The sequence below is a fragment of the Nocardia sp. 852002-20019_SCH5090214 genome (assembly GCF_001665865.1).
Lineage (GTDB): Bacteria > Actinomycetota > Actinomycetes > Mycobacteriales > Mycobacteriaceae > Nocardia > Nocardia nova.
Genome location: NZ_LZMK01000154.1, coordinates 1 through 25,392, shown reverse-complemented (window position 1 = coordinate 25,392; position 25,392 = coordinate 1). Strand labels below are relative to the sequence as shown.

The 25,392-nt window shown below is 67.8% G+C and carries 24 protein-coding genes and 1 tRNA gene; 9 read left to right on the top strand and 16 right to left on the bottom strand.

Translation table 11 applies throughout. The features are described from left to right. The first annotated feature begins 45 nt into the window (after positions 1–45). From A5780_RS13130 to A5780_RS13120, 3 genes are read left to right on the top strand one after another with little or no spacing between them, the layout of a single operon-like run. Positions 46–1,155, top strand: coding sequence for a ferredoxin reductase (locus A5780_RS13130; RefSeq protein WP_082976451.1), 1,110 nt, complete (start codon positions 46–48; stop codon positions 1,153–1,155). A gap of 15 nt (positions 1,156–1,170) precedes the next feature. Further along, complete coding sequence (locus A5780_RS13125) at positions 1,171–2,325, top strand: acyl-CoA desaturase (RefSeq protein ID WP_063015355.1); 1,155 nt, start codon at positions 1,171–1,173, stop codon at positions 2,323–2,325. Beyond that, the gene (locus A5780_RS13120) at positions 2,326–2,646 is read left to right on the top strand and encodes a hypothetical protein (protein WP_064908566.1); all 321 of its coding nucleotides are present in this window, start codon (positions 2,326–2,328) and stop codon (positions 2,644–2,646) included. It abuts the gene before it with no gap. A 6-nt stretch (positions 2,647–2,652) separates the two neighbouring features. Here the strand turns inward: A5780_RS13120 and A5780_RS13115 are convergent, their stop codons facing one another. After that, positions 2,653–3,195: a DUF4254 domain-containing protein gene (locus A5780_RS13115; RefSeq protein ID WP_063015357.1), complete on the bottom strand. Its 543-nt coding sequence runs from the start codon at positions 3,193–3,195 to the stop codon at positions 2,653–2,655. A gap of 357 nt (positions 3,196–3,552) precedes the next feature. Here A5780_RS13115 and A5780_RS13110 point away from each other — a divergent pair, with 357 nt between their 5' ends. Beyond that, positions 3,553–3,882: a hypothetical protein gene (locus A5780_RS13110; RefSeq protein ID WP_063015358.1), complete on the top strand. Its 330-nt coding sequence runs from the start codon at positions 3,553–3,555 to the stop codon at positions 3,880–3,882. A 160-nt stretch (positions 3,883–4,042) separates the two neighbouring features. Here the strand turns inward: A5780_RS13110 and A5780_RS13105 are convergent, their stop codons facing one another. From A5780_RS13105 to A5780_RS13095, 3 genes are read right to left on the bottom strand one after another with little or no spacing between them, the layout of a single operon-like run. Then, a complete protein-coding gene (locus A5780_RS13105) occupies positions 4,043–5,212 on the bottom strand; it encodes an ATP-binding cassette domain-containing protein (RefSeq protein WP_231982933.1) in 1,170 nt (389 codons plus the stop codon). Beyond that, the gene (locus A5780_RS13100) at positions 5,209–6,030 is read right to left on the bottom strand and encodes an ABC transporter permease (RefSeq protein ID WP_063015359.1); all 822 of its coding nucleotides are present in this window, start codon (positions 6,028–6,030) and stop codon (positions 5,209–5,211) included. The genes A5780_RS13105 and A5780_RS13100 overlap by 4 nt, the downstream gene beginning before the upstream one ends. Then, positions 6,023–6,829 carry an ABC-2 family transporter protein gene (locus A5780_RS13095; protein WP_063015360.1) on the bottom strand — a complete coding sequence of 269 codons (807 nt, stop codon included), beginning with the start codon at positions 6,827–6,829 and terminating at the stop codon, positions 6,023–6,025. Before A5780_RS13095 ends, A5780_RS13100 begins: the two co-directional genes overlap by 8 nt. Positions 6,830–7,117: 288 nt before the next feature. On the opposite strand from A5780_RS13095, the gene ectB reads away from it, so the two are divergent. Next, the gene (ectB, locus tag A5780_RS13090) at positions 7,118–8,371 is read left to right on the top strand and encodes a diaminobutyrate--2-oxoglutarate transaminase (RefSeq protein WP_064908565.1); all 1,254 of its coding nucleotides are present in this window, start codon (positions 7,118–7,120) and stop codon (positions 8,369–8,371) included. Positions 8,372–8,472: 101 nt separating this feature from the next. Here the strand turns inward: ectB and A5780_RS13085 are convergent, their stop codons facing one another. From A5780_RS13085 to A5780_RS13060, 6 genes are all read right to left on the bottom strand, one after another. Then, positions 8,473–9,378 (bottom strand): aromatic prenyltransferase, encoded by a 906-nt coding sequence (locus tag A5780_RS13085; RefSeq protein ID WP_063015362.1) that lies wholly within the window; start codon positions 9,376–9,378, stop codon positions 8,473–8,475. A 263-nt stretch (positions 9,379–9,641) separates the two neighbouring features. Next, a tRNA-Gly gene (locus tag A5780_RS13080) sits at positions 9,642–9,717 on the bottom strand. Positions 9,718–9,805: 88 nt separating this feature from the next. Continuing rightward, the gene (locus tag A5780_RS13075) at positions 9,806–11,020 is read right to left on the bottom strand and encodes a DUF445 domain-containing protein (protein ID WP_064906436.1); all 1,215 of its coding nucleotides are present in this window, start codon (positions 11,018–11,020) and stop codon (positions 9,806–9,808) included. A gap of 111 nt (positions 11,021–11,131) precedes the next feature. Continuing rightward, positions 11,132–11,575, bottom strand: coding sequence for a nuclear transport factor 2 family protein (locus tag A5780_RS13070; RefSeq protein WP_063015363.1), 444 nt, complete (start codon positions 11,573–11,575; stop codon positions 11,132–11,134). Between the two features lie 51 nt (positions 11,576–11,626). Continuing rightward, positions 11,627–11,968 (bottom strand): MmcQ/YjbR family DNA-binding protein, encoded by a 342-nt coding sequence (locus A5780_RS13065; protein ID WP_064908564.1) that lies wholly within the window; start codon positions 11,966–11,968, stop codon positions 11,627–11,629. 58 nt (positions 11,969–12,026) lie between these two features. Next, positions 12,027–13,412, bottom strand: coding sequence for an NAD(P)/FAD-dependent oxidoreductase (locus A5780_RS13060; RefSeq protein WP_064908563.1), 1,386 nt, complete (start codon positions 13,410–13,412; stop codon positions 12,027–12,029). Positions 13,413–13,632: 220 nt separating this feature from the next. Here A5780_RS13060 and A5780_RS13055 point away from each other — a divergent pair, with 220 nt between their 5' ends. From A5780_RS13055 to A5780_RS13045, 3 genes are read left to right on the top strand one after another with little or no spacing between them, the layout of a single operon-like run. Beyond that, positions 13,633–14,889, top strand: a complete 1,257-nt coding sequence (locus tag A5780_RS13055) for an amidohydrolase family protein (protein ID WP_064908562.1) — start codon at positions 13,633–13,635, stop codon at positions 14,887–14,889. Continuing rightward, positions 14,886–18,359: an indolepyruvate ferredoxin oxidoreductase family protein gene (locus tag A5780_RS13050; protein ID WP_064908561.1), complete on the top strand. Its 3,474-nt coding sequence runs from the start codon at positions 14,886–14,888 to the stop codon at positions 18,357–18,359. The genes A5780_RS13055 and A5780_RS13050 overlap by 4 nt, the downstream gene beginning before the upstream one ends. Continuing rightward, entirely contained in the window at positions 18,356–19,048 is a 693-nt protein-coding gene (locus A5780_RS13045; RefSeq protein WP_063015368.1) for a hypothetical protein, read from the top strand. The genes A5780_RS13050 and A5780_RS13045 overlap by 4 nt, the downstream gene beginning before the upstream one ends. Positions 19,049–19,071: 23 nt before the next feature. Here the strand turns inward: A5780_RS13045 and A5780_RS13040 are convergent, their stop codons facing one another. The 6 genes from A5780_RS13040 to A5780_RS41830 all read right to left on the bottom strand — a co-directional run bounded on the left by A5780_RS13040 (position 19,072) and on the right by A5780_RS41830 (position 24,907). Beyond that, on the bottom strand, positions 19,072–19,419 hold the full coding sequence (locus tag A5780_RS13040) for a hypothetical protein (RefSeq protein WP_146098773.1): 348 nt from the start codon (positions 19,417–19,419) through the stop codon (positions 19,072–19,074). 49 nt (positions 19,420–19,468) lie between these two features. Further along, complete coding sequence (locus A5780_RS13035) at positions 19,469–20,929, bottom strand: aldehyde dehydrogenase (protein WP_197521741.1); 1,461 nt, start codon at positions 20,927–20,929, stop codon at positions 19,469–19,471. Positions 20,930–21,032: 103 nt separating this feature from the next. After that, on the bottom strand, positions 21,033–22,241 hold the full coding sequence (locus A5780_RS13030; protein WP_063018661.1) for an amidohydrolase family protein: 1,209 nt from the start codon (positions 22,239–22,241) through the stop codon (positions 21,033–21,035). Between the two features lie 132 nt (positions 22,242–22,373). Further along, a complete protein-coding gene (locus tag A5780_RS13025) occupies positions 22,374–23,261 on the bottom strand; it encodes an SDR family NAD(P)-dependent oxidoreductase (protein ID WP_064906479.1) in 888 nt (295 codons plus the stop codon). 36 nt (positions 23,262–23,297) lie between these two features. After that, complete coding sequence (locus A5780_RS13020; RefSeq protein WP_063018663.1) at positions 23,298–24,479, bottom strand: hypothetical protein; 1,182 nt, start codon at positions 24,477–24,479, stop codon at positions 23,298–23,300. After that, the gene (locus A5780_RS41830; RefSeq protein ID WP_063018665.1) at positions 24,476–24,907 is read right to left on the bottom strand and encodes a Zn-ribbon domain-containing OB-fold protein; all 432 of its coding nucleotides are present in this window, start codon (positions 24,905–24,907) and stop codon (positions 24,476–24,478) included. Before A5780_RS41830 ends, A5780_RS13020 begins: the two co-directional genes overlap by 4 nt. A gap of 119 nt (positions 24,908–25,026) precedes the next feature. Here A5780_RS41830 and A5780_RS13010 point away from each other — a divergent pair. Continuing rightward, on the top strand, positions 25,027–25,392 hold a 366-nt coding region (locus tag A5780_RS13010), incomplete at its 3' end, for an LLM class flavin-dependent oxidoreductase (RefSeq protein WP_156769483.1).

The following is a 25,392-nucleotide window of genomic DNA, read 5'->3' as shown; positions in this document are numbered from 1 at the left end:
GAAAAAGGTGCACATGATCAACAGACGAAGGCTGGGGAGAACCGCATGGTGGGACTGCTCGATCTGGTCCAGACACTGACCTCGCCGCACCCGCTCGACCGGTATCTGGAGTTGGTGCGACCGACACTGACGCTGCGCGATATGCGGGCCGAGATCATCGGCGTGGATCGGTCGGTGCCCGGTTCGGTGACCCTCACACTCCGTCCGACGCGGCAGTGGGCCGGGCACGAGGCCGGTCAGTTCGTGCAGGTGGGCGTGCTGATCGACGGAGTGAAACACACCCGCTGCTATTCGCCGATCGATGCCGAGGCCGGCCCGCGCCGCACCCTCACGCTGACCGTGAAGGCGCATCCGGAGGGGCTGGTGTCGCAGTATCTGCACCGGCACGCGAAGCGGGGCATGGTCGTGGACCTGGCGCCCGCGTCCGGTGTGTTCCGGCTGCCGGAGCGGCGACCGGACAAGGTGGTGCTGATCAGCGGAGGCAGCGGCATCACGCCGGTGCTGTCGATGCTGTCCACCCTGGTGACCGAGGGGTACCGCGGTGACGTGGTGTTCCTGCACTACGCCCGCTCCCCCCAGGAGGTGCCGCACCGGGACCTGCTCGCCGATATCGCCCGCCGCCACGACAACGTCGACATCGTGCTGGGTTATCCGGAACTGGCCCGGTCCGAGCGGCTGGACGGCGCACCGTGGAGCTGCGCGACCGTGCCCGGCGCGAAGTTCCTCGACTACGACGAACTGTCGCGCATCGCGCCGTTCTTCGCGACCGCTCAGACCTACGTCTGCGGCCCGCCGCCGCTGATGGAGTCCGTGCGCCGCATCTATCAGGCCGAGGGCCTCGACGACCGGCTGCACAGTGAGGAATTCGTCCTCACCGCCGCGCCGGCCGACACCACCGACGTCGAGGGCGTCACCACCTTCTCGGTGAGCGGCAAGCAGTCGGAGAACACCGGTGCGAGCCTGCTCGAACAGGCCGAATCGGCCGGATTGACGCCGGAGTTCGGGTGCCGGATGGGTATCTGCTTCTCCTGCACGGCGGTCAAGCGGTCCGGCTGCACCCGCAATCTGCGCAGTGGCGAAGTGGACAGCGATCCCGACCAGCCGATCCAGCTGTGCATCAGCGCCGCGGTCGGCGACGTCGACATCGAAATCTGAAAGGGGAGAACCGTCATGACCATACTCACCGAAACCGAGAACGGACCGCTGGTCCTGTCGCCGGAACAGGTCGCCGAGATCGGCCGCGAGCTGGACGCGCTGCGCGACCGCATCACCGCTGATCTGGGGGAGCGCGATCGCGAATACATCTACTCGATCATCAAGGCGCAGCGCGGGTTCGAGATCGCCGGGCGCGGCCTGATGTACCTGGGCTTCCTGCCGCCGTTCTGGCTGGCCGGGGTGGCGGCGCTGAGCCTGTCCAAGATTCTGGACAATATGGAGATCGGCCACAACGTCATGCACGGCCAGTGGGACTGGATGCGCGAACCCGGCCTCAATTCCCGTGTGTTCGAATGGGATACGGTGTGCCCGGCCGATCAGTGGAAGCATTCGCACAACTACATGCACCACACCTACACCAACATCCACGGTCGTGACCGCGACATCGGCTACGGCGTGCTGCGCATCGATGAGGGCCAGCAGTGGAACCCGTACTACCTGGGCAACCCGGTGTACGCGCTGGCGCTGATGCTGTTGTTCGAGTGGGGCGTGATGCTGCACGACCTCGAGGCCGACAACATCGTCAAGGGCAAGCGGAAGTGGTCGGATATCAAGCGCCTGGCCAAGGGGCAGATCCGCAAGGCGGGCCGGCAGGTGCTCAAGGACTACATCGTCTTCCCGCTGCTGAGCGGCCCGCTGTTCGTCTCCACTTTGGCCGGCAACGTGACCGCCAACCTGGTGCGCAACGTCTGGGCGTACTCGATCATCTTCTGCGGACACTTCCCGTCGGGCGTACAGACGTTCACCGAAGAGGAGACCGAGAACGAGACGCGCGGCGAGTGGTACGTGCGGCAGATGCTCGGCTCGGCCAACATCAGCGGCAGCAAACTGTTCCACATCCTGTCGGGCAACCTGTCCCACCAGATCGAACACCACCTGTTCCCGGACCTGCCGGCCAACCGCTATCCGGAGATCGCACCCGAGGTGCGCGCACTGTGCGAGAAGTACGGCCTGCCCTACAACACCGGCCGGCTCAGCAAACAGGTCGGCTCGGTCTGGCTCAAGATCTGCACGCTCGCCCTTCCCCCGGCCATCGTCGGGAAAGGCTCGCAGCCTGGTGTTATCGTGATGCGAGAGCGGCAGGTCGAGCCGAGCGAGGTGGGCGGGTAGATGATCGGAAAATTCGAGAGCAACAAGGATCTGATCCAGGAGCTGACATCCTCCGGGGCACGACACGTCGGCAATATCGCAACGATCATTACCGGCACGGTCTCGGAAGTGACGCGCGAAATCGGTGATTGGATCACCGACGCCATCGAAATGCGGGAGGCCGCGGCCGCGGCGCACCGTGATCGGGAGGCGGCGGCCGGGGTGAACACCGGTCGCGACGAACCGGATGTGTTGATCGACGAGCCCGACTCGGCGCCGAATGTGAATGCGGCCCAGCCCATCATCGATGCCGATGTGGAAATCGTCGATCCGAAGCGCTGAGCGGAGTCAGAACACCGGCAGCCGACGCCGGTGTTCGGCGATATCGGTGATCAGATCCTTGTAGCCGTCGGCCAGTTCGGCGAGGCGCACCCAGTGCAGGTGTGCCTCGCCGTCCGGTGTGGAGGCGGGAAGTTCGTCCGTCGGATGGTTCGAGGCGGGCAGTCCGAGCGCATGATGGGCGGCGACCCATTTTCCGGCCATCCGGTCGATGACCGCACCGAGGGTTTCGGTATGCAGCGAGGCGCCCTCGCGGTGCGCGATGTTGTCGGCCACCCAGACGTCGATGCATTCGACCAGCCGGGTGCGTTCGCGATCGATGTGGTCGACCAGGCGGCTGGCGCCGGCCACGCGTGCGCTCGACGCCTTCGGCGCCTGCGCCTCCCGGTAGGCGTGCCGGCGTAGTTCGTGGCAGTGGACCAGCTGCCGGGCCGCCTCCAGCACCGGATGGTCGCCGGGCGGTGGCGTCGTGGACCGGAATGCGCGCAGTAGTGCGGATACCGACGGAAGTGCGCCGGTCGCGTCGTTGTCACCGGCGTATGCGGTCGCCATCGTCTCCCACCCTCGTCTCAGCGGTCGGAATCTGGTTACGCCAGGGCCGAGGAGGTTTCGGGGAGGGGCTCCCCTCGGCTCCGGCGTAGTCCCGCGGAATCGGACTCCGGCTGTTCGGTCGCACTGCTCACGGGTGTACGAACCGGGATATCCGCGACGATGCGAAAGACGTGTCCGAATGCGGGGACATATTCAGGAAAGCGTGTCCTGACTTGGCATGCAACGGTTGACGCGCGGAACACCCAAGGTGCCGGACAATCGTTATACGCATCACGCCGGGATCACATGATCGCGAAGATCCACCATCGGCGGCGCGGCGCCTGCGCGACCGGTCACGGGTGGCTAGCCTGAAGATTTGTGCCCGCCTATGTCTCTTCGCCGGAGCTGACCTTCGGCTTCCTGTTCGCTCTCGAAGATCCCGAGCGAATCGCCGAGGTGGTGCGAGATCTGATGGAACGTCGGACAGTCTCGGTCTTTCGCCTCGCGCACGTCTCCGGCGCGGAAGGTCCGCCCGAGCGCTATGTCGTGAACTGGGCTGCCATTCCGCAGATTTCGATCACCACCGCCGCACCGGACGCCGACGCCATGCAGGCCGAGCGGATCATGCTGGTCAACGCATTTCTCGGCGAGGGCGGTGAGGTCAGCTTGTACTCGTCGGACAGCAATCGCCCAGACGACAAGCGCTAGAGTCGATTTGCCATCGGCACCGCAATCGTTTTCGTTACGGAGACACTCCACACAGCGGCTCTTACGTCCCTCTCAGCTACCGGCCAGCGGCGATTAAGTTCCGGCCAGCAGGGTGGGTCTGGTCGATCGCCCGGCAAGGGCATCGACGGCCTATGCCCCCCTAGAGAGAGGTAGAAGCATGATTCCGGTCATCATCGACACCGGTAGCGCCGCGCTGAACGGCATTCTCGACACCGGCAGCGCCGCCCTCAGCGGCGTTCTGAACACCCTGTTCACCGGGTCGTTCGGCGGCTGATTCCGCCTCGTCCCCGGGGATCGCGCCCCGGGCAACCGCCCCGGCGTCCGACGGCGCCGGGGCGGTGCCGTCTCCGGCGGAGTAGATGCGGCGCACCACATCCTCGATATCGGGTTCCTCGATGGACAGGTCGCGCACCTCGACCCGGTTCGAGATGGCGGCGAGAAGCTGGGCGGCGGTGGTGATTTCGGGATCGAATGCCAGCCGCTGCCGCATGCCGTCGGCCTCGGCCGCCAGCAGTGTCGCCCCCGCGAGGTCGGTGAGATCGGCGCTGGGCCGGGCCAGATCGACGACCAGGACGCGCCGCGCGCCGACGGTGCGCGCCAGTCCCGGCAGCGTGCCGTCGTAGGCGAGACGGCCGTGGTCGACCACCAGCACCCGTTCACAGAGGCGCTCGATATCGCCCATATCGTGGGTGGTGAGCAGCAGGGTGGTGCCGCTGTCCGCCCGTTCCCGGCGCAGGAACTCCCGCAGCCGCTGTTTGGACAGTACGTCCAGTCCGATGGTCGGCTCGTCGAGAATCAGCAGCTCCGGGCGATGCAGCAGCGCCGCGGCGATTTCGGCGCGCATGCGCTGACCGAGGGAGAGCTGACGGACCGGGGTGTCGAGGGTGTGCGCCATCTCGAGCTGTTCGACGAGTTCGTCCGTGCGGCGGCGGGCCGCGGCCGGTTCCAGGCGATGGATCGCGGCCAGGATGGTGAACGATTCGCGCAGCGGCAGATCCCACCACAGCTGTGACCGCTGTCCGAACACCACGCCGATTCGGCCGGCCAGTTCGCGCCGCCGGCGCACCGGATCCAGTCCGCAGGTGCGTACCGTGCCCGAGGTCGGCACCAGGATGCCGGTGAGCATCTTGATCGTGGTGGATTTGCCGGCTCCGTTGGCGCCGATATAGCCGACCGCCGAACCGGATTCGATGCGAAAGCTCATCGAATCCACGGCGGTCAGCACCTCGCGCACGCGTCTGCGGCGGCCCCGCGCACTGCGCCGGAGCACGAATTGTCTGGTCAGTTCCGATACTTCGACGGTGTTCATCCGCCCCCTCCCTGATAGTGGCGTACCCCGATGCGCCACAGCGTCGAAGCCATTATCCAAACCCACAGTGCCGCAAAAGGTCCGAACCAGGCGAGCTCGGCGGGCAGCCACCGCGGTCCGGGCAGGCCGAGCAGGGCGATCGTGGGCAGATAGGCGACGAACGACACCGGGATCGCGAATCCGAACAGCGCCCGCAGCGGTCCGGAGAACACCGAACTCGGCTGCTGGGCGGCGAAGGATCCGCCGTAGGTGAAGCTGTTGGTGAGCTCCGAGCCGTCCACCAGGTGGAATTGCAGGCCCGCGGCGCAGACGAACAGTCCGGCGAAGATGGCGATCCCGCTCACTACGCTGCTCACCGCGAGCGCGATATGCGCTGGGCTCCACTCGATATCGTTGCCGATCAGGCCGGCGGTCAGGACCACCGCCGCGACGGTGGCCCGCGACAGCCGCCGCAGCGACACATCGCTGGTGATCAGCTGGAGCAGCAGGGGCTGGGGTCGCAGATGGAAGGCGTCGAGGGTGCCCAGCCGAATGTAGGTCGCCAGGGTGTCGGTGTGGCCGACGGCGATCTGCGCGAGCGCGAAGCTCAGGTTGGACAGGCCGAACAGCAGCAGCATCTGAGTCGAGTTCAGCCCGCCCAGGGCCGTGACGTTGTGGTAGATCAACCACATTTCGGCGAATTCGACCACGCCGATCAGCAGAGAGGAGAACAGGTCGGTGGCGAACGACAGCGGATAGGCGCGCTGTGAGCGCATCCGCGAGCGCAGCACGGCCACATAGGGTGTGAGCCGGCTGCCGTACGGTGCGAGCTCAGCCACCCTGCACCTCCAGTTTGCGGCGGCCCGCCGCGATCAGAGCCCGGCCGATGCCGATCGCGATCACGATCCACAGCACCTGCATGCCGATCACCGCCCAGGCCGCCGAACCCGTTGCGCGACCGGACATCACGTCGACCGGCCCCTGGAGCAGCCAGGGAAACGGGGTCAATTGTGCGGCAGCGGCCAACGGCGCCGGAAACAGGTGGATGGGTACGTAGAGACCGGCGAGGAACGTGGACAGGATCTGGTAGAGCATTCTGACCCCGCGCGTCTCGATCAGCCAGAATCCCAGCAGGCTCACCGAGAACAACAGCAGCAGTGAAAGCGTCACGGCCGCAACGACACTGACGGCGCCGAGCAGATACGGCGCGAAGGTGCCGGGCAACACCAGTTGCGCCGTGATCAGACCGGTGGCGATGGAGGGCAGGCCGCGCAGTGCCAGTGTGCACGCCGAACCGCCGAGATCGGTTGCCAGATAGAAGAATTGGATATCGATGGGGCGTTGCAGATCGACCGCGACATCGCCGGTGCGTACCCGCTCCGCGATATCGTGCGGCGGCCCCATCACCCGCAGGGCGCCCAGCATGGCCTGCGACAACCACACGTAGGCGCCGATCGACGCACCGGTGTAGCCGCCGAAGCCCGGTGTGGAGCGCGCCGCCGCGATCATCACCGCGGCGCGGATCAGGCCGAATACGACATTGGCGGCCAGGCCCGCGAAGACGGCCGACCGGTAATTCCATTGGCGCCTGAAGCCGGCGCCGAACAGACGTGAATAAACCCCCGAGAGTGCGCGCACAAGTCGTCCAGAATACGACGTGGTCGCTCACCCGGCGAGCGAATTTCGAAGAACCGGAGTGGGGAAGTCCGGGCGGTCGGTATGGTCGTCGCACCCGACGGCCGGGCGTGCTCGGATGCTCGACGGTTGCCGGCCCCGTCTGTCGCGGCACGCCGGGCGATGTCCCGGCCGTTGCCGGGGTCGATGTGGATTCGCGCAAAACCTTGCCGCGACCTCCATCGCAGTGTTAGAAACAGTCATGTTTCACACTGGGGTCGCCGCGGTGGCTCCCGCCCCTGAGGACCGCCTATGACCACCGTTTTCGAAACGCTGGAATCGGATGTGCGTGGATACTGCCGGGTCTGGCCGACGGTCTTCGACACCGCCCGCGGCGCCTGGCTCCGTGACGAGCAGGGTCGTGAATACCTCGACTTCTTCGCCGGAGCCGGCGCGCTCAACTACGGGCACAACAATCCGATCCTGAAGGCGGCCCTGCTGGACTATCTGTCCCGCGACGGGCTCATTCACGGCCTGGATATGTCGACGGTCGCCAAGCGTGATCTGCTCGAGGCGGTGCGCGATCTGATCCTCGTCCCGCGCGGGCTCGACTACAAGGTGCAATTCCCCGGCCCGACCGGGGCGAACGCGGTGGAGGCGGCGCTGAAGCTGGCCCGCAAGATCACCGGGCGCAGCAACGTGGTGAATTTCACCAACGCCTTTCACGGCATGACGCTGGGTGCGCTGGCCGTGACCGGTAACGCCGCCAAGCGGGCGGGGGCCGGCGTGCCGCTGCCGCACGTCCATCCGATGCCCTACGACGGCTACCTGGGTGGTGCGGACGAATTGGCGTGGATCGAGCGGATGCTCGACGACACGTCCTCGGGGGTGGACAAACCGGCGGCCGTGATCGTGGAGACGGTGCAGGGCGAGGGCGGGGTGAACATCGCCGGCGCGGAGTGGTTGCGCCGGCTCGCGGAGCTGGTCGCGACGCGCGGAATTCTGCTGATCGTCGACGATGTGCAGATGGGCTGCGGGCGGACCGGACCGTTCTTCTCCTTCGAGACCGCGGGCATCACCCCGGATATCGTCACGCTCTCGAAGTCGATCGGCGGCTACGGCCTGCCGATGGCGCTGGTGCTGATGAAACGCGAGCTCGACCAGTGGGCGCCCGGTGAGCACAACGGCACCTTCCGCGGCAACAATCCCGCGTTCGTCACGGCGCGAGTGGCGCTGGAGGAGTACTGGCGTGACGACCGGCTCGAGCTCTCCACGCTGGCCCGCGGTGAGCGGGTGCGCGCCGCCTTGGCGCGGGTGGCGGATGCGGTGGGCGGATTGTCCACGCGGGGCCGCGGTCTGGTGCACGGCCTGGTCTTCGACGACGCCTCCGAGGCGGGCAAGGTGAGCCGGGTCGCCTTCGAGGAGGGATTGCTCGTGGAAACCTCGGGCGCCAACGACGAGGTGGTGAAACTGCTTCCACCGCTGACCATTACGGATTCCGAGTTGGATCACGGCCTAGACATCCTCGCGCGCGCTGTCGACATCGTCTGCGGCGGGCGCACATAGGGGGATCGGACCGTCGGCTGCCGACCCACACCCGGTAGCCGACCGCGGGGCCGGGTTTCCGCTGCGGGGCCCGGTCCCGCACATTCGTGTGCCGCGAGCGGTTACGAATCGGATGTCTTCATCTTGTCCAAAATCCTGGGCTGCCACTGGTAGAACCAGCTGAATTTGTAGGACTCGCCCTCGGGCGACGAGGTGGCGGCATAGGTGTATCGCCGGTCGTTCGTGGCGTAGGGGACCTGGTCGGCGAGTTCCAGGAAGTGCGGGTCGATCGGGACGGGGAGGGCGGCCGGGTCGGGTGTGATGACCGGGAAGCACAGGCGCTCGATCCGCGACGATTCCCAGCTGAACGTGGCGTATATGTCGAATGCCTTCGCGGTGAGCGAGAGGAATTGCGCGCTGGGTTCCGGGAATCCGGCATCCCGATGCAGAGACGCGATGGCGTCGGGTGCGAAGTGGTCGGCGGTGAGCCCGGGGAAGTACACGTTCATCGTCTTGTCGTGGTAGTCGATGCCGAGGAGGCCGACCTTGTCCGCCAGGCCGTGCCGGGCGAACATATCGGCGTGGTCGGCGAGACCGGCCGGCATGGAGGGGAGTGCGGCGAGTTCCGGCACGTTCTGCACGCCGTCCGCGGGAAAGAACGGCCAGATCTTCTTGAAGCCGCCGGCCACACCGATGTCGATGCCGTAGCTGTCCACGGGGAAGCGCGTGCGGACCTGGTCCAGCAGTGAGCCGATCGGATGATCGGTCTCCGGGATCAGCCCGTTCGAACGCGCGATGTCGTACGGGTCGATGTCTTTCGGCAGCGTGAGAAAGCGATAGTCGAGGTCGCCCGAGCGACGGGCTTGGGTGACCACCCGGAAAGAGATCACCGATTGCGTGAGCATCGGGCCGTATGCGTTCAGGAGCGGCCACACAGCGTCCGGAGTGCAGGCGACGTTCGCCAGCCGCGCGGATTTCTCGATGGCCGCATACAGATCGTCCAGCGCGGATTCGGTAGTGGTGGACATGCGTCCTTCCTGAGGTGGGTGCTACGAGCAACATCGCGGTCTCGCCGAGACGAGGGCCGGGCAGTGAGTGGTGCCCCGGCGGAGTCGAATGCGGAACGCGCACAGGATTTTACGAATCGATGTCGCCGACAGGCTGTGGTCGACTGCCCGCTGCTGGGAGCTTGTCGGGATCGGGACTTTCGATAACCCCGTGACGAACGAGAGAAGGAAGTGGACTTCGGCTGCGAGCAGGATGGCTCGACGCTACCGGTCCGGTACTTTCGTGGAGCGGATGACGGGATTCGAACCCGCGACCCTCACCTTGGCAAGGTGATGCGCTACCAACTGCGCTACATCCGCATCCCGCCTCGCGGCGGTGCGAGAAAAACAATAGCCGATGGCGGCGCGCAACCGCGAATCCGCAGGTCAGCGCGCTGCGTAGATGACCTCAGCTGAGCAGCAGGTGCACCTGCAGTTCACCCACCAGAAAGCCGAGCACACCCCCGATGGCGACCAGTTTCCACTCGTCCTGTTTGAACGCCGGGCGCAGCAACCCTTCGTATTCGTCGTCGGTGAGCTGGCGGGTCTTCTCGATCACCAGACTGCGCAGATCCAGCGTGCGCATCGCGTGATCTTCGAATCCGGCTGCGGCACTGCGGATGTAGGCCAGCATCTCGGGCACGATCTCGCGTTTGACCCGGGTGATGGAATCGCCGGCGACCAGCATCACCAGCGGTCGCGCGGGTGCGGACTGCGTATCGATGAATTCGTCCATCCGTCGCGCCAGAATCGAGGCCAGCCGGTCCGAGCGCTCGCCGTTGAGGACCGCCTCGAGCATCTTGGCCGGGGTGAGGATTTCGGTGGCGATCAGGTCGCCGTAGTCGACGCAGACCTGTTCGCGGCGCTTGTGGAACAGCCCCTGCCAGCCGATGCGGCCGAAGATCCGCCACGGCCGCACAGGTCGGAAGATCATCTGCAACGCCAGCCAGTCGGTGACCAGGCCGGTGAATCCGCCGAACAGCGGCATCAGCCACGAGGAGTGGGTGAAGGCCCAGGTGATCATCTGGACGAAGCCCAGCAGGGTGCCGAACAACAGGCCGGAGCGCACGATGAAGCGCAGTTCGTGATGGCCCACCCGGCGCACCATCTCCACCAGCAGCGCCTTGTCGTTGACCAGGGTGTCGATGGCGATGGACCGCAGATCCATGATCTGGTCGAGATTGGTCCGCAGGTCGGTGACGATCTCGTCGATGAGGTCGGGGACATCGCGCTGGACCCGGCGGATCATCGCCTCGCGGGCGAACTGCGGCATGGTCACCCACAGCCGCGGTTCGTAGCGCATCATCAGCTCGTCGACGGTGTGCGCGACGGCGTCGTCGAGCGGTTCGCGCAGGGTGGTGGTGAGCTCGGCGACGTCGATGCGGCCGAGGATCTCCTGCGGATCGATCAGCCGCGAGAACATCAGGTCCACCGCGATCGTCGCCATCCTCGGCGCCGCCTTCGGAATCACGCCCTGCCATCCGAACCAGGGTGGGATGCCGCGGAATTCCAACGGACGGCACAGCATTTCGACGGCGACGAGTTTGGTGGTCCAGCCGATGAAGGCGGCGATCACCGGAATCGAGCAGTAGAGCAGCCAGTGCTCGGTGAAATCGGCGATCACGCGTCCGCCCTGTGGGGAGCCCGCGCCCAGCGGTGGTTCGGCGAACAGCGCTGCAACGGTGGGGAAATGTCGAGCCGCACGCGCGAACAGTAACAGGTTATATAGAGGCGTTTACTGGGAGCCGGGGCTGGCGGCCAGGAACATGTAGCTCTTCTCCTCGACCCGCCGCGCGATCCGCCAGGCGCCGTCCACGCGGGTGAAGGTATCCAGGTACCACAGGCCGCACAGCATGAGGTTCTGCTTGCCCTCCGCTTCGCCGACGAGCATCGGGTTGTGGCACATGGTGCGGCCGGTGGCGGTATCGCCGTCGACGGTGATGGAGGAATTGCTGATCAGATGCTGGAAGGCGGGAAAGTTCGGCATCACCGTGGCGAGGAACTTCTTGATCTCGGGCAGGCCCCCGCTGGCGCCGCCCATGGCCGAGTAGTCGATCTGCGCGTCGGCGGTGAAGACGTCGTCGAGCAGATCCCACTGCTGGGTGTCCACGGCATGGGAGTATCGGACCATCAGATCCTCGATCTCGATCCGATCCGAAATCTCTTGCAGCGACAGCATTTTTCCTCCAGTGGTAGCGGCTCGGCGACGATGCGGACCAGACGATGCGGGCTATCCGGAAGCCGCGTCGAAGGCGCGCACCAGGGTGCGCGGCGCCTTGTGTCGCCAGGCGTCGGTGAGCAATTCGCTCAGTAGGCCGGTGTCGGCGGCGCCGAGGTCGACGCGGACCGCCGACAGGCGCTTGCCCCACCACTTCTCCGTGCACCAGTCCGGATATTCCGCGACGGCCTCCCGGATATCGGCTTCACTCGCCATCACGTGGGCGTGCGTGGGGTCGGGCAGGGTCGCGAAGATCGCCTTGCGGACGCGGAACGACGGCATGTCGAAATGCGGCGCTTCGGTGGACTCGGGTAGTCCCAGCGCAATTCGCCGGACGTCGTCGGCATCGGCCATGGGCCGATTATGCGGCCGAATCCGCGTCGTCGCGTCCGGTTCCGCGAGATGGGCCGTACTAGCCGAGGTCGGCGAGGGCGGCCTCGATCGCGCGGTGGAAGGTGGGGTAGGCGTAGATCATTTCCCGCAGCGTGGTGACCGGCACCCGGGCGTGCACCGCGACGGCCAGGGCGCTCAGCACCTCGCCACCGACCGGGCCGACCGAGGTGGCGCCGACCAGAATGCCGCGATCGGCGTCGGCGACCAGCTTCACGAATCCGGCGTTGCCGGGCCCGTGAATCCAGCCGCGGGTCGAATCCGGGACCTCGGCCCGTCCGGTCCAGACGCTCAGTCCGGCGTCGCGGGCCTGCGACTCCGTCATCCCGACCGCGCCCACCTCCGGTTCGGTGAAGGTGACATTGGGAACCGCGTGATACTGCGCGGGTTCGGTAAGGGAGCCGAGGATGTCCGCGGCGGCGATGCGCGCCTGGTACATGGACATGTGGGTAAAGGCGCCGTGTCCGGTGACGTCCCCGATCGCCCAGACCCCCTCGGCGGCGCGCAGCCGGTCGTCGACCCGGATGCCGTGCGCCTGTTCGTCCAGGCCGATGGCGCCGACGCCCAGTGCGGACAGATCGGTGTAGCGGCCGGCGGCGACCAGCAGGCGCTGGGCGCGGATCGGATCACCGTTGCTCAGCCGCACGGTGAAATAGCTGCCGTCGTGGTCGATGCGGGTGGCCTCGACGCCGGTTCGGACCGAAATACTCTCTTCGGCAAAGACTTTCGCGAGCAGGTCGGCAGCCTCGGGCTCGGCGCGCGGGAGCAGCCGGCTGCGCACGACCATCGTCACCTCGGCGCCGAACCGCGAGAAGATCTGGGCGAATTCCGCGCCGACCGGTCCGCCGCCGAGCACGATCAGCGATTCCGGCGCCTCGGTGGTGGTCACCGCCTCGCGATTGGTCCAGTACGGGGTGTCGGCCAGACCCTCGATCGGCGGTACGGACGGGGCGGTGCCGGGATTCAGCACGATTGCCCGCAGGGCGCGGAAGTCGCGCGGTCCGTCGGCGGTATCGACGCGGACCTGGCCTGGACCGGTGATGCGCCCCCAGCCCCGCACGAAGGTGCCGCCGGCGGATTCGAATCGTTCGACCGCGACCCTGTCGTCCCAGTTGTCGGTCGCCTCGTCGCGGATCCGCTTCGCCACCGGCGCCCAATCCGTATGCACCTGGGCACTTCCCGCGAGGGTGCCGACCCGGCGCGCCTCGGCCAGGGTCTCGGCGGCGCGCACCATCATCTTGGTCGGCACACAGGCGTAGTAGGGGCATTCGCCGCCCAGCAACCGGCCTTCGACGCCCACCACCGCGAGTCCGGCGCGCGCCAATTCGGTCGCCACGGCCTCGCCGCCGGGCCCCATGCCGATGACGACGGCATCCACGGATTCGGTCGCCGGGGTTTCGGCGGGCATGCGATCACGCTCCTCTGATTCGACTCGGTGGGGACGGCGGGGGTCCCGCAGACCATGGTGACAGCTGCGACGCCGCCGGTGGGGGATCGACAAGTACCCATCGCGGGATTCCGTTGCGCGCGCTGACGGGTGGATGGATGATTCTCGAAAGTAAGAATTCGACTCTCGTGACGGTCCTACGGTGATAAAGTAAGTACTCGCTCAGTACTGGAGGTCGCTGATGACGGAGCGAATGCTGCTGACCAATGGGCGGATCCTGACCTGCGGTGGTGATCTCGCCGAACGCCCGCGCCCGGGATCGGTGCTGATCGAGGGGGATCGGATCGCCGAGGTCTCGATCGGTGCGGACATCGCGGTCGATCCGGGAGCCGTGCGGGTGGTGGATCTGCGCGACGCCACGGTGTTGCCAGGTCTGGGTGACGCGCACACACATATCAGCTGGCCGCTGGATTTCGTCTTCGACCACGCGGCCGTCGCGGCGGCACCGCCGGCGCGGCACATCCTCGACGTCGCCGCCGTGGCGAAAACCTATCTGCACAGCGGTTACACGCTGCTGATCGGTGCCGGAGCCACCCAGCCGCAGGACGATCTGCTCATCCACGATGCGGTGGAGCGGGGTCTGATCGCGGGGCCGCGCCTGATTCCCTGCGGGGCGATGATCGCCGAGCGCGGGGGCCTCGGCGGCGAAGAGGGCGGCCTGATGGAGGTCGTGGACGGGGTCCGCGATATCCGCGAGGTCGTCGCCCGGCAGTGCGACAGTGGCGTGCGGTCGCTCAAACTGTTCATCTCCGGCGACGGCGTGGTGCCCGAGCATCCGTCCGAGGACGTCTATATGAACGACGAGATGCTCTCGGCCGCAGTGGAAGTCGCGGACCGCTACGGCGCCTTCGTCACGGTGCACGCCCGCGGTGCGGCCAGTGTGGCGATGGCCGCGCGCACCGGCGTCCGCATCATCCATCACGCCTGTTTCCTCGACGACGAGGCGCTGACCGCGCTGGAGGCGCGCCGCGACGACGTCTGGGTATGTCCGGGCCTGCACTATCTGTACGCCGTGGTCGCGGGCCGGGCAGAGCGATGGGGCATCACTCGGGACCGGGTCGACGCGTCCGGCTATCGCGACGAATTACGCGCTCAGATAGACGGATTGCACAAGCTGAAGGCCGCCGGTATTCCGATTCTCTCGGGGGGCGACTTCGGGCATCAGTGGACCCGGCACGGCACCTACGCGGCGGAACTGCAGCGCTATGTCGAGTTGATCGACATGTCCCCGATCGAGGCGATCCACACCGCCACCCGCAACATGGGTCCGGCGGCGCGTCTGGACACCGGTGAGATCCGGTCCGGACTGCTGGCCGATCTGATCGTCGTCGACGGCGATCCGACCGTGGATATCACTGTGTTGCAGGATCATTCGAAGCTGCGAACGGTGATCAAAGGCGGCGCCGTCGCCTACATCGACCCCCGGGTCTATCCGTGACGGCGCAGACGCCGGTGCTCTCGGGAGTACAGACGCTGGTGCGGCTGCTCGCCGTGCGCCACGAGCTGGACCTTCGCGACGGGACGACCACCGCCACCATGGTTTCCGGATACCCGGGGTCGCCGCTGGGCGGTTTCGATCTGGAACTGGAACAGCACGAACCGCAGCGATATCGCATCGTGCACCGGTCCGGGCTGAACGAGGAGCTGGCGGCGGCCACGGTCTGGGGCAGCCAGATGGGCGCCGCCCTCGCCTACGACGGTGTCGACGGCGTGGTGGGCGCCTGGTACGGCAAGGGGCCGGGCCTGGATCGCTCGGGTGACGTACTCAAACACGCCAATGCGATGGGGGCCGGTCCGGGCGGCGGGGCGGTGGTGTTCTGTGGTGACGATCCGGCCGCGAAATCGTCCACCCTGGCCTGCGACAGCCAGTACACCTTCGCCGACGCCGGCATGCCGGTGCTGTTTCCGGGTGATCAGCAGGACATCCTCGACCTTGGTATCCACGCCTTCCGGATGTCGCGCTATGCCGGATGCTGGGTCGGACTGAAGATCGTCACCGCCGTCGCCGACGGAATCGGCACGGTCGACACGGATCTCGCGCGCCATCATCCGGCCGAACCGCACATCACCATCGCGGGACGGACCTGGTCGCATCGACCGCAGGCGACCATCGGCCCGCATGCGGTGCCCGGCCAGGAAGAGCTGATCAACGAGCATCGGCTGCGCGCGGCCCGCGCCTATGCCCGGCACAACGGCCTCGACCGGACGGTCGGCCCGGACACTGCCGAACTCGGGATCGTGTGCGCGGGCGCCACGTATTTCGATGTGGTGCAGGCGTTGTCGGAGCGCGGAGTGCGCATTGCCGATCTCGCCGCGGCGGGTGTGCGCATCCTGCGGCTGGGCATGACCTACCCCCTGGTCGAGGAGACCGTCGTCGAGTTCGCGGATTCGGTGCGGCGGTTGCTGGTGGTGGAGGAGAAGCGGCCGTTCGTCGAGACCCAACTGCGCGCGGTGCTGCACGAGGCCCGGCATCGAATTCCGGTGCTGGGCAAGCGGGATCGCGACGGTGCGCCCCTGGTGCCCGGATCCGGTGTGCTCGATCCGAAGGCCGTGGGCGACATTCTCGACCGTGTTCTTCCGGCGCTGCGCCCGGCGACGCCGCCTCGGCTCGATCTGCCGCTGCTGGTGACGCCGGCCCGCGCGCCCGCGTACTGCAGCGGCTGCCCGCACAATCGGTCCACCGTCGTACCGGAGGACGCGCTGGTCGGGGGCGGGGTCGGCTGTCACGGCATCATGTATTTCGAGGCCCGTAACCGCGACCTGACGACGCTGCCGCCGACGCCGATGGGCGCCGAGGGGGTGCCGTGGATCGGATTGTCACCGTTCGTCGCGGCGCCCCATCTGATCCAGAATCTCGGTGACGGCACCCTGACCCATTCCGGCATCCTCGCGGTTCGCGCGAGTGTGGCCGCTGGAACCGACATCACCTTCAAGATCCTCTACAACGCGGCGGTCGCGATGACCGGCGGTCAGGAGGTGACCGGACTGCGGGACGTGCCCGCCCTCACCCAGGCACTGCAGGCCGAGGGGGTGCGCGAGATCGTGGTGTGCGCCGAGGATCCCGGCCGCTACGGTCGCCGCGCGCGATGGGCGCCGGGCGTGAAGGTGCTGGGCCGCGATCGGCTGGCCGAGGTGCAGCAGCGGCTGCGAACGGTGCCCGGCGTGACGGTGATCATCTACGACCAGCGGTGTGCGGCCGAGGCGCGGCGGCTGCGGAAACGCGGTCTGCTGCCGGAGCCGCCCCGCCGGGTCGTCATCAACGAGGCGGTCTGTGAGGGCTGTGGCGACTGCGGCACGAAGAGCAACTGCCTGTCGGTGCTGCCGGTGGACACCGAATTCGGCACCAAGCGGCGTATCCACGATTCCTCGTGCAATCGTGACTACACCTGCCTGGACGGCGACTGTCCGTCCTTCGTCACCATCGAGCCGAAAGCCGCTGGGCGCCGGCGGAAACGAGCACCGCGTGAGCGGCCGCGACTTCCGGCGGGATCGTTGCCGGAGCCGGTGCCGCCGGCGGTCGGCGAGCGCTACAGCATCTACTTCACCGGGATCGGCGGCACCGGAATCGTCACCGCCAACCGGATCCTGGTGCGGGCCGCCGAGGCGGCGGGCTGGGTGGTCGGCGGGATGGATCAGACCGGGCTCTCGCAGAAGGCGGGGGCCGTGGTGTCGCATCTGCATCTGGCGGCCGATCGCGCGGGACTGAGTGCGGCGGCGGTGAGCGGCGGCGGCGCGGATCTGTACCTGTCGGGCGACATCCTGCAGGCCGCCACGGCCGAACACCTCGCGAAAGCCCGTGCGGGGCAGGCCGTTGCGGTGGTCGACCGGACCGTCACCCCGACCGCGGCGATGTTGCAGAGCCATACCGCGGCCCCCGATGTGGCGGCATTGGAAGCCGCGATCGCCGATCGGATCGGCGCGCCGCGAACCTCGGTGATCGATGCGCGACGCGTCGCCGAGCGCGTCTTCGCCGATCACCTTCCCGCGAACGTCGTGTTGCTGGGGGCGGCCTTTCAGCTGGGTGGCGTGCCGGTGACGGCGGCCCATATGGCGCAGGCGCTGGCGGGGCGCAGCCGGGCGGCGGCGGACAACCGGCTCGCGTTCGACTGGGGTCGCTGGCTGGTGCACGATCCCGCGGCCGTCGCGGCGGCGTTGAGGGGCGAGCGCGTGGCATCCACCGCGCGCGGGTACGAGCCGACGGCGGCGGCCACTGCATCGGCGGAAAGACTTGTGGCGCAGCGTAATCTGCCGTCCGAGCTCCGCGAGGTGCTGCGTCGCCGGACCGCTCAGGTGATCGATTACCAGAGCGTGGGCCGTGCGCGTCGGTACCTCGAACTCGTCGGTTACGCGGCCGCGCGCGACGATGCCGCACGGGAGTGGAAACTGACCCGCGCGGTCGCCGAGTCGTGGTTCGCCCTGCTGACCTACAAGGACGAATACGAGGTCGCGCGTTTGCATCTGGCCGCGGACTACGACGCGGTGGCCGCCGAACTCGGGCTCGACGGCGGCTACGCGCTGACCTACCACCTGCACCCGCCGATACTGCGGCGTCTGGGAATGGCGCGGAAGCTGCCGGCGGGCCGGACCTATTCGCTCGCCTTCCGGGCACTGCGACGGATGAAACGCCTGCGTGGCACACCGTTCGACCCGTTCGGATGGGACCGCGACCGGCGCGCCGAACGCGCCGTCATCGTGGAGTACGCGCGGCTCGTCACCGAGATCACCGATGCCGGCGCGGACGTGCCCTACGACCGGCAGGTGAAGTTGGCGGCCTCGGCCGCGACGATCAAGGGCTACGGCCCGATCAAGGAACGCGGTATCGAGCGCTGGCGCGCCGGGATTGCGGCATGGCGGGCCGAACACCATTCGGAGGGAGCGGTTTCCGAGGCGAGCGGGGCGCTGCCGTGATCAAACGTCTGCGTTTCGCCACCCGCTCCCCGCAGCTGTCCTTCGACGGTTTCGCCCGGCAGTGGCCGCTGCTGTGTGCCGCGGCGGCCGACGCGCCCAGCGGACTGCGACCGGTCCGGGTGGCGGTCTGCACCGTCCTTCCCGATCTGACCGGGCCGGATGCCCGGCACGACGGTGTGGTCGCCGAATGGTTTCGCGATATCCGGCATCTGCGGCGCCACGACCGGTGGCGATCCCGACGCGACGATGCGGCCGAGACGGTGACGCTCCCGGCCCGTGCGACGGAAGTGATTGCCCGCGAACAGGTTCTGCGCGGCGGCGACTGGCTGCGACACCGATGGGACGACGGCGGCGCTCGAATGAAACATATGGCGGTCGCGGTGCGGGCGGCGAACCTGACGCCGGAAGAATTCGCGGCACGCTGGACCGCACATGCGGGCACCGTGCGGCGACCGGGCGCCGCGACAGTGGCGATACCCGACTCGGCCCGCGGCCGCGCCTATGTGCAGAACCATCCGGTGGCCGCGACCCGCACCGCCTACGACGCGGTGAACGAGGTCTACTTCGACGACCTCACCGGCCTGCGCACGCGCATCGACTGGTTCCGCGCGCACGGCCCGACCGGGCCCGATGAACTGTTCGAGCGATCGTGGTTTCTCGCCGCCCGGGAGGTAGTGCTGTCCGGCTGAGCGACGGTGTGCCGCCGCGCCGGTCAGCGGCACATGACCACGAGGCGCCGGGAGATGTGCACCGGGGTCCCGGCGAGCACCATGGGTAGCGCCGCCGCGCTGAGGATCGCCGGTTGAATGCGCCCGCCGACGATCGGATGTGCCTGGGCGCCGTAGTTGTCCAGGGTGAAGGCGAGGTCGGTGGTCGGCTCCGCCGGGCAGTCCGCCGGATCCGGTTCCGGGAAGCACCACTTCCAGCGACCCTCGGTGGTGGAGAAACAGATTTCGATGTAGTCCGCGCGTGCGGGGCAGGGTCCGGCCGATTCGACCGTGGCGCGGACGAACGACTCGCCGTCGAACGCCGCACCGCACATCCGTGATCCGGTTCGCATCGGATACCACTTCCTTCGCGCAACAACTGCCGAACGACGCTGCGGCCGTTCAGTTTCCGGCATCCGAGCGCAGTGCGGCCGGCAGTCCGATACTTCTGGGTTCGAGAAAACTGTGCAGTCCGTCCGGCCCCAGTTCGCGACCGAGTCCGGATTCCTTGAAGCCGCCGAACGGCACCCGGGGAAACGGCGGATAGGTGCCGTTGATCGCGATGCTGCCGGTGCGCAGCCGCTTGGCGATCGCCAGTCCGCGCTCGGCGTCCGCCGACCACACCCCGCCGGAGAGGCCGTAGGGCGAATCGTTGGCGATACGCACGGCGTCGTCGTCGCCGTCGTGCGGGATCAGGCACAGCACAGGACCGAAGATCTCCTCTCGCGCCACCCGCATCGCATTGTCGACGCCGGCCAGAATCGTCGGTTCCACGTACCAGCCGCGCGGCAGCCCGGCCGGGCGGCCGCCGCCGGTGACCATCCGCGCACCGGCGTCGCGGGCGAGAGCGATGTAGTGCTCGACGCGGGTGCGCTGCCGCTGCGCCACCAGCGGACCGACCAGGGTCGCCGGATCGTGGGGATCGCCGACCCGGACGGCTGCCGCTGCCGCCGCCGCGGCGTCGACCGCCTCGGCGTAACGGCTGCGCGGCACCAGGACCCGGGTGTGCGCACCGCAGACCTGACCGGACATATGCATCGCGCCCTTGACGATCGCGGGCAGGACGTTCGCGAGATCGGCGTCGTCGGTGACGACCGCCGCGGACTTGCCGCCCAGCTCGAGCGACACCCGCTTCACCCGTTCACCGCACACGCTCATGATGCGTTTACCCGCGGCGGTCGACCCGGTGAAGGCCACCTTGTCCGTGTCCGGATGGGTGACCAGATACTCGCCGACCTCTCGATCGCCGGGCACGATATTGACTGCGCCGGAGGGTATTCCGGCCTCGTCCAGTGCCTCGGCCAGCACGAAGTTGCTCAGCGGCGACTCCGGCGGCGGTTTGATCACCACCGTGCACCCCGCGGCCAGTGCCGGCGCGGTCTTCCACGCCGCCAGGGTCACCGGGGCATTCCACGGCACCACGGCCGCGACGACGCCGACCGGTTCCCTGGTGACCAGGCCGGACCGGTCACCGGCGGTGACGATGCGCTCGAAGTCGAAGTCGCGGATCAGCTCCGCGTAATAGTCGAACAGCGCCGCGACCATACCGGTCTGCGCCTGTCTGGATTGGCTGACCGGACAGCCGATCTCGTCGACCGTCACGGCCGCGATATCGGCCTCGCGTGTGCGCAGCAGTTCGGCGGCGCGAGCGAGCGTGCCGGCGCGCTCGCCGGGCGACAGCCGGCGCCACGGGCCCTCGTCGAAGGCGGTGCGCGCGGCCGCGACGGCCCGATCGATATCGGCCGTGCGGGCCACCGGCACCTCGCCGACGGTTTCCTCGGTGGACGGTGAGATCACGGCGAAGCGTTCGTCGCCGGCAGGTGGTACCCACCTACCTCCGATGTAGAACTCACGCCGGTACATCAGCCGATCGGTCACGCCGCCTCCTGTCGTGTGCGGGACACCCGCGTCCGGTCGGCGGCGCGAGCCGCGATGGTCGCTCACGCCGCCCTCCGATGTCGTGTCGTCAGGGTCGGTTCCGCTGCGGCGGATCGAGGTGATAGAGCCGGGTCGCGGTGTGCTGCAGGACTTTCGCCACCGTCTGCTCCGGAATTCCGGTCAGTGAACGATCGATGATGTCGCGCGGGCTCGGTGATTCCGAGGCCGGCCCCGGCGAGAGGCTGGTGGCGTGCGGGAAATCGGTTTCGAACATCAGATTGTCGGCCAGTTCGCCGATCACCGGTCGCAGCGAACGGTTTTCGAACCAGTACATGCCGTAGATCTGGCGGCGCATGTATTCACTCGGCAGCAGCCGATCCGGATATTCGTGGTGCGCACCGACGTTGAGCCACTGCCAGTCCATACTCTCGCCCAGGAAGGGCAGCCAGCCGGCGCCGTTCTCCACCGAGACGAAATTCAGCTTCGGATAGCGATGGCAGACGCCGCTGACCACCACCTCGGCGATGTTCTGCGCATTGCCGAGCAGCACCAGCGCGCTCTCCTTGGTGAAGTCGAGCTTCTGCGATTGGTCGACCGCGCCCTTGAGATCGTCGGGGGAGTTGAGGAAGCCGACGTGGAAATTCATCGACAGTCCCATGTCCTGGGCCTGGCCGAGCAGCGGCTCCCAGTAGTCGTCCACCAGGCGGGGCAGGCCGACCTTGTCGTAGCGAGCGGCGAAAAGCACACCCTTGTGGCCCATCTCGTAGGCCCGCTTCATCTCGGTGACCGATTCGTCGATATCCCAGAACGGCAGCATCATCATCGGAACCAGCCGGCGCGAATCCGCCGAACACCACTCGACCAGCCAGTCGTTGTACGCGCGAACGCATTCGGTGGCCAGCTCGTGCGGCATCCGGTTCAGGAAGACGTGGCTGTGGAAGCCGAGAATATTCGGATACATCACCTGGTAGTAGATGCCGACCTCGTCCATATAGGCGAGCCGCGCCTTGGCGTCGAGTGCGGCGGGGAAGGCCTCGGAGAGCTTCTTCGGATGTGAGGGCGGGAACTCGGGCCATTTGGCTTGTGCGAAAGCGCCTACGCCGTAGAGTTTCTTGTCGCCGATGTACCAGTAATCCTCTTGCCGCCGTTCGTGGAAGCGGACGTGCGGAACCAGATCGCCCCACTTCTTCGAGATCCGCGAGGTCCACAGGTCGGCCGGTTCGATGATGTGGGAGTCGACATCGGCGACCGCATATCGCTCACACAGGGCGGTTCCGGCGCCATCGGGGTCAGCCATCCCGAACTCCTTCTGTACCAGGAAGATTATTCAACTATGAGAGTGTTCACTTACTTACTCTAGAGATCGCGAGGGTGATGTACAACCGTCTGTCGCGCCCGATCGGGATCGGCCCCCGGTGGCGTCGGCGGCTCAGTGGCCGGATTCGGGGGCGGGCGGCGTCGATTCGCCCGGCTCGGGCCGGTCCGGGTCCGCGACCCCGCGCAGGTGCGGCGCCATCATCAGCGGCGTCACGCTCAGCACGCCCGATTCCACCGGCAGGGTGATGCCGGTGATCCAGCGGGCCTCGTCGCTGGCCAGGAAGGTCGCCGCCCAGGCCACGTCCCAGCCGTCGCCGGGGGTGCCCAGCAGACCCGCCTCCGACCGCATGGTGTTCATGAATTCGGCCCGCGGCCCCGGCGCCGACACCGAGAGCACCATGGGCGTCGTGATGTGCCCGGGCGCGATCGCGTTCACCCGAATACCTTGGCGGCCGTGCGAATACGCCATATCGACGGTCATCGCGAGCAGGCCGCCCTTGGCCGCGGAGTAGGCGACCGTGCCGTCGCCGCGCAGTGCCGAGATCGAGGAGATGTTCACGATCGATCCGCCGCCGCGTTCGGCCAGTGCCGGCACCGCGTACTTCGAGGAGAGGAACGCGGTGCGCAGATTGATGTCGAAGGATCGGTCCCAGTCCGCTTCGGAGACGTCGACGACCGTGCCGACCGCGGCCAGGCCGATATTGTTGACGAGGATGTCCAGGCCGCCGAAGGAGTCCACGGCAGTACGCACCATGGCCTCGCACGCCGCGGCCTCGGTCAGATCGGCCGCGAAGACCGCGGCCTTGCCACCCTCCTCCTCGATCATCCGCAGGGTTTGTTCGGCGCGCTCGGCATACCGGTCCACCAGCAGCACGGCGGCGCCCTCCCGTGCCAGTGCCACCGCGGTCGCCTTTCCGGTGCCGATGCCGGGCCCGGGCGTGGATCCCGCACCCGTCACGATTGCCACCTTGCCGTCCACGCGGCCCGGACGCTCCACCATGATCATCTCTCCTTCGCCGTCACCGGTACTGCTACCTCACCAGCGCGTCAAAAGCGCTGCGCCGGACTCGATTCCGCCGACATTCGTCACCGCCGCGACCTCGGCGCCGGCGACCTGCCGCGCGCCCGCCTCGCCGCGCAGCTGCCGCACCGCCTCGGCGGTGTGGCCGAATCCGGCGTGCAATCGCCCGCCCGAGAGCTGACCGCCCCAGGTGTTGAGCGGCAGCTCACCGCCCAGCGCGATGCGCTTGCCGCCGTCGATGTAGTCCCCGGCCTCGCCGGTGCCGCAGAAGCCCATCGCCTCGAGCCACCACACCGCCTCGATGCTGAAACCGTCGTAGAGCTGGGCGGTGTCCACATCGGCGGGAGTCAGCGCGGTACGCGCCCACAGGTCCGCGGCGGTCGCGTAGCCCACCCGGCCCATGTCCTCCCACTGGTCCCAGGCCGGGCGCCCGTCCACCACGCCGGCCATCGCCTCGATGCGGACCGGTGCGCGTAGATCGCGGGCCGTCTCGACCGCCGACACCACGATCGCGGTCGCGCCGTCGGCCGGCACATCGCAGTCGAACAAACAGAGCGGGGAGGAGATCATCCGCGCGGCCAGATAGTCGTCGACGGTGAGCGGCGAACGGTAGACGGCGTCGGGATTGTGGGCGGCGCTTGTGCGCTGGGTGACCGGTATCCACGCCAATTGCGCTCGGGTGAGCCCGAATTCGTACATGTAGCGGGTAGCGAACGGGGCGATCTGGCACACCGGGGACAGCATCCCGATCGGCAGCAGCCATGCCTGCGGGCCTTCGGCTGCGGGTTTGGTGGATCCGTAGGCCGGGCGCCCACCGGCGGCGCGGGCGGCGCTGCCCTCCTTCACGGTCCGCCAGATCACCACGTGGCGGGCCTGGCCTGTGGCGATCGCCTGCGCCGGACCGTAGAACGGCAGTGCCATGCCTTCGACGAGACCCTGGCGCCAGCGGGTCGTGATGCGCAGCGCGTCCTGGACCTCGTAGAGATTGCCGTTGGCGTAGCCGGGCACATTGGCGACACCTCCGCCGGGGAACATGGCGAGGCCGTCGATATCGTCGACGGTCAGCCCGGCGTCGGCGACGGCGGCGAGGATGGCGTCGAGGGTCAGCTGCAGGCCGGAGCGGTCGAGCCGGCGGGCGATCGCGGATTGACCGATGCCGGAGATCACGGCGCGATGCTCGAACAGGTCCGTACTCATCGCGTGACCCCGGTCCCGTCGTCGCGGGCGAGGAAGCTGGGGACGGCGTATCCGCCCGGGCCGGGCTCGAATCCGACGTCGACCCGCATGCCGATCGTCACCTCGTCCGGCGCGCAGCCGCGCACCCGTCCGGGGATCCGCACGCCGGGGCGGCCGGGGAATTCCACCAGCACGATCGCATAGGGGACCTCGAGCTCGGGCAGCCAGCGCTGATAGTTCACGGTGAAGCTGTAAACCGTTCCGGGACCGGTGATTTCGACGAATTCGGGTGCGCGGCGCCGGCATCGTCGGCAGATGCCCCGGGGCGGGAAGGAATCGGCTCCGCAGGCGGGGCAATGTTCGACCAGCAAACGGCCGGCGGCGGCCCCTACCCAGAAGGGCTCGGTCTCCTCGGTGACCATCGGCGGGATACCCGGTATCGCGTTCATCCGGCCTCCAGGAGCGAGTCGTTGCTGCCTATAACCACTATCATGATAAGTGAGCATTTGCTATCTTCGTGTGGTCGGTGCCGATCGGGCATCGGCGCACTGCTCGCCGAAGGAGTCGGATGTCCGCCGACCGCATCGTCTTCGGGGCAGCCGCGATGCCGGAACCGGATCGGGACTGGCTGGCCGCTGCCGAACGCCTGCCCATCGAATCCGTCTGGCAGGGCGGCCACATCCTGCCGCCGAGTCCTACCGGTGAGGCCGTCACCCGTCTGTCGCTGATGGTCGCATGGACCGAACGCGTCCGGGTCGGAACGGCGACGCTGCTGCTGCCGCTCTATCCGCCGGTGATCGTGGCCAAACAACTCGCCGATTTGGATGCCCGTTCCGGCGGGCGGGTGTCGGTGGGGCTCGAGGCGATGGGCGTCTGCGGCACCGGCGAGGCCGGGGACTACATCGACGGCGGCAAGCGCATCGCGCTGGGCGGT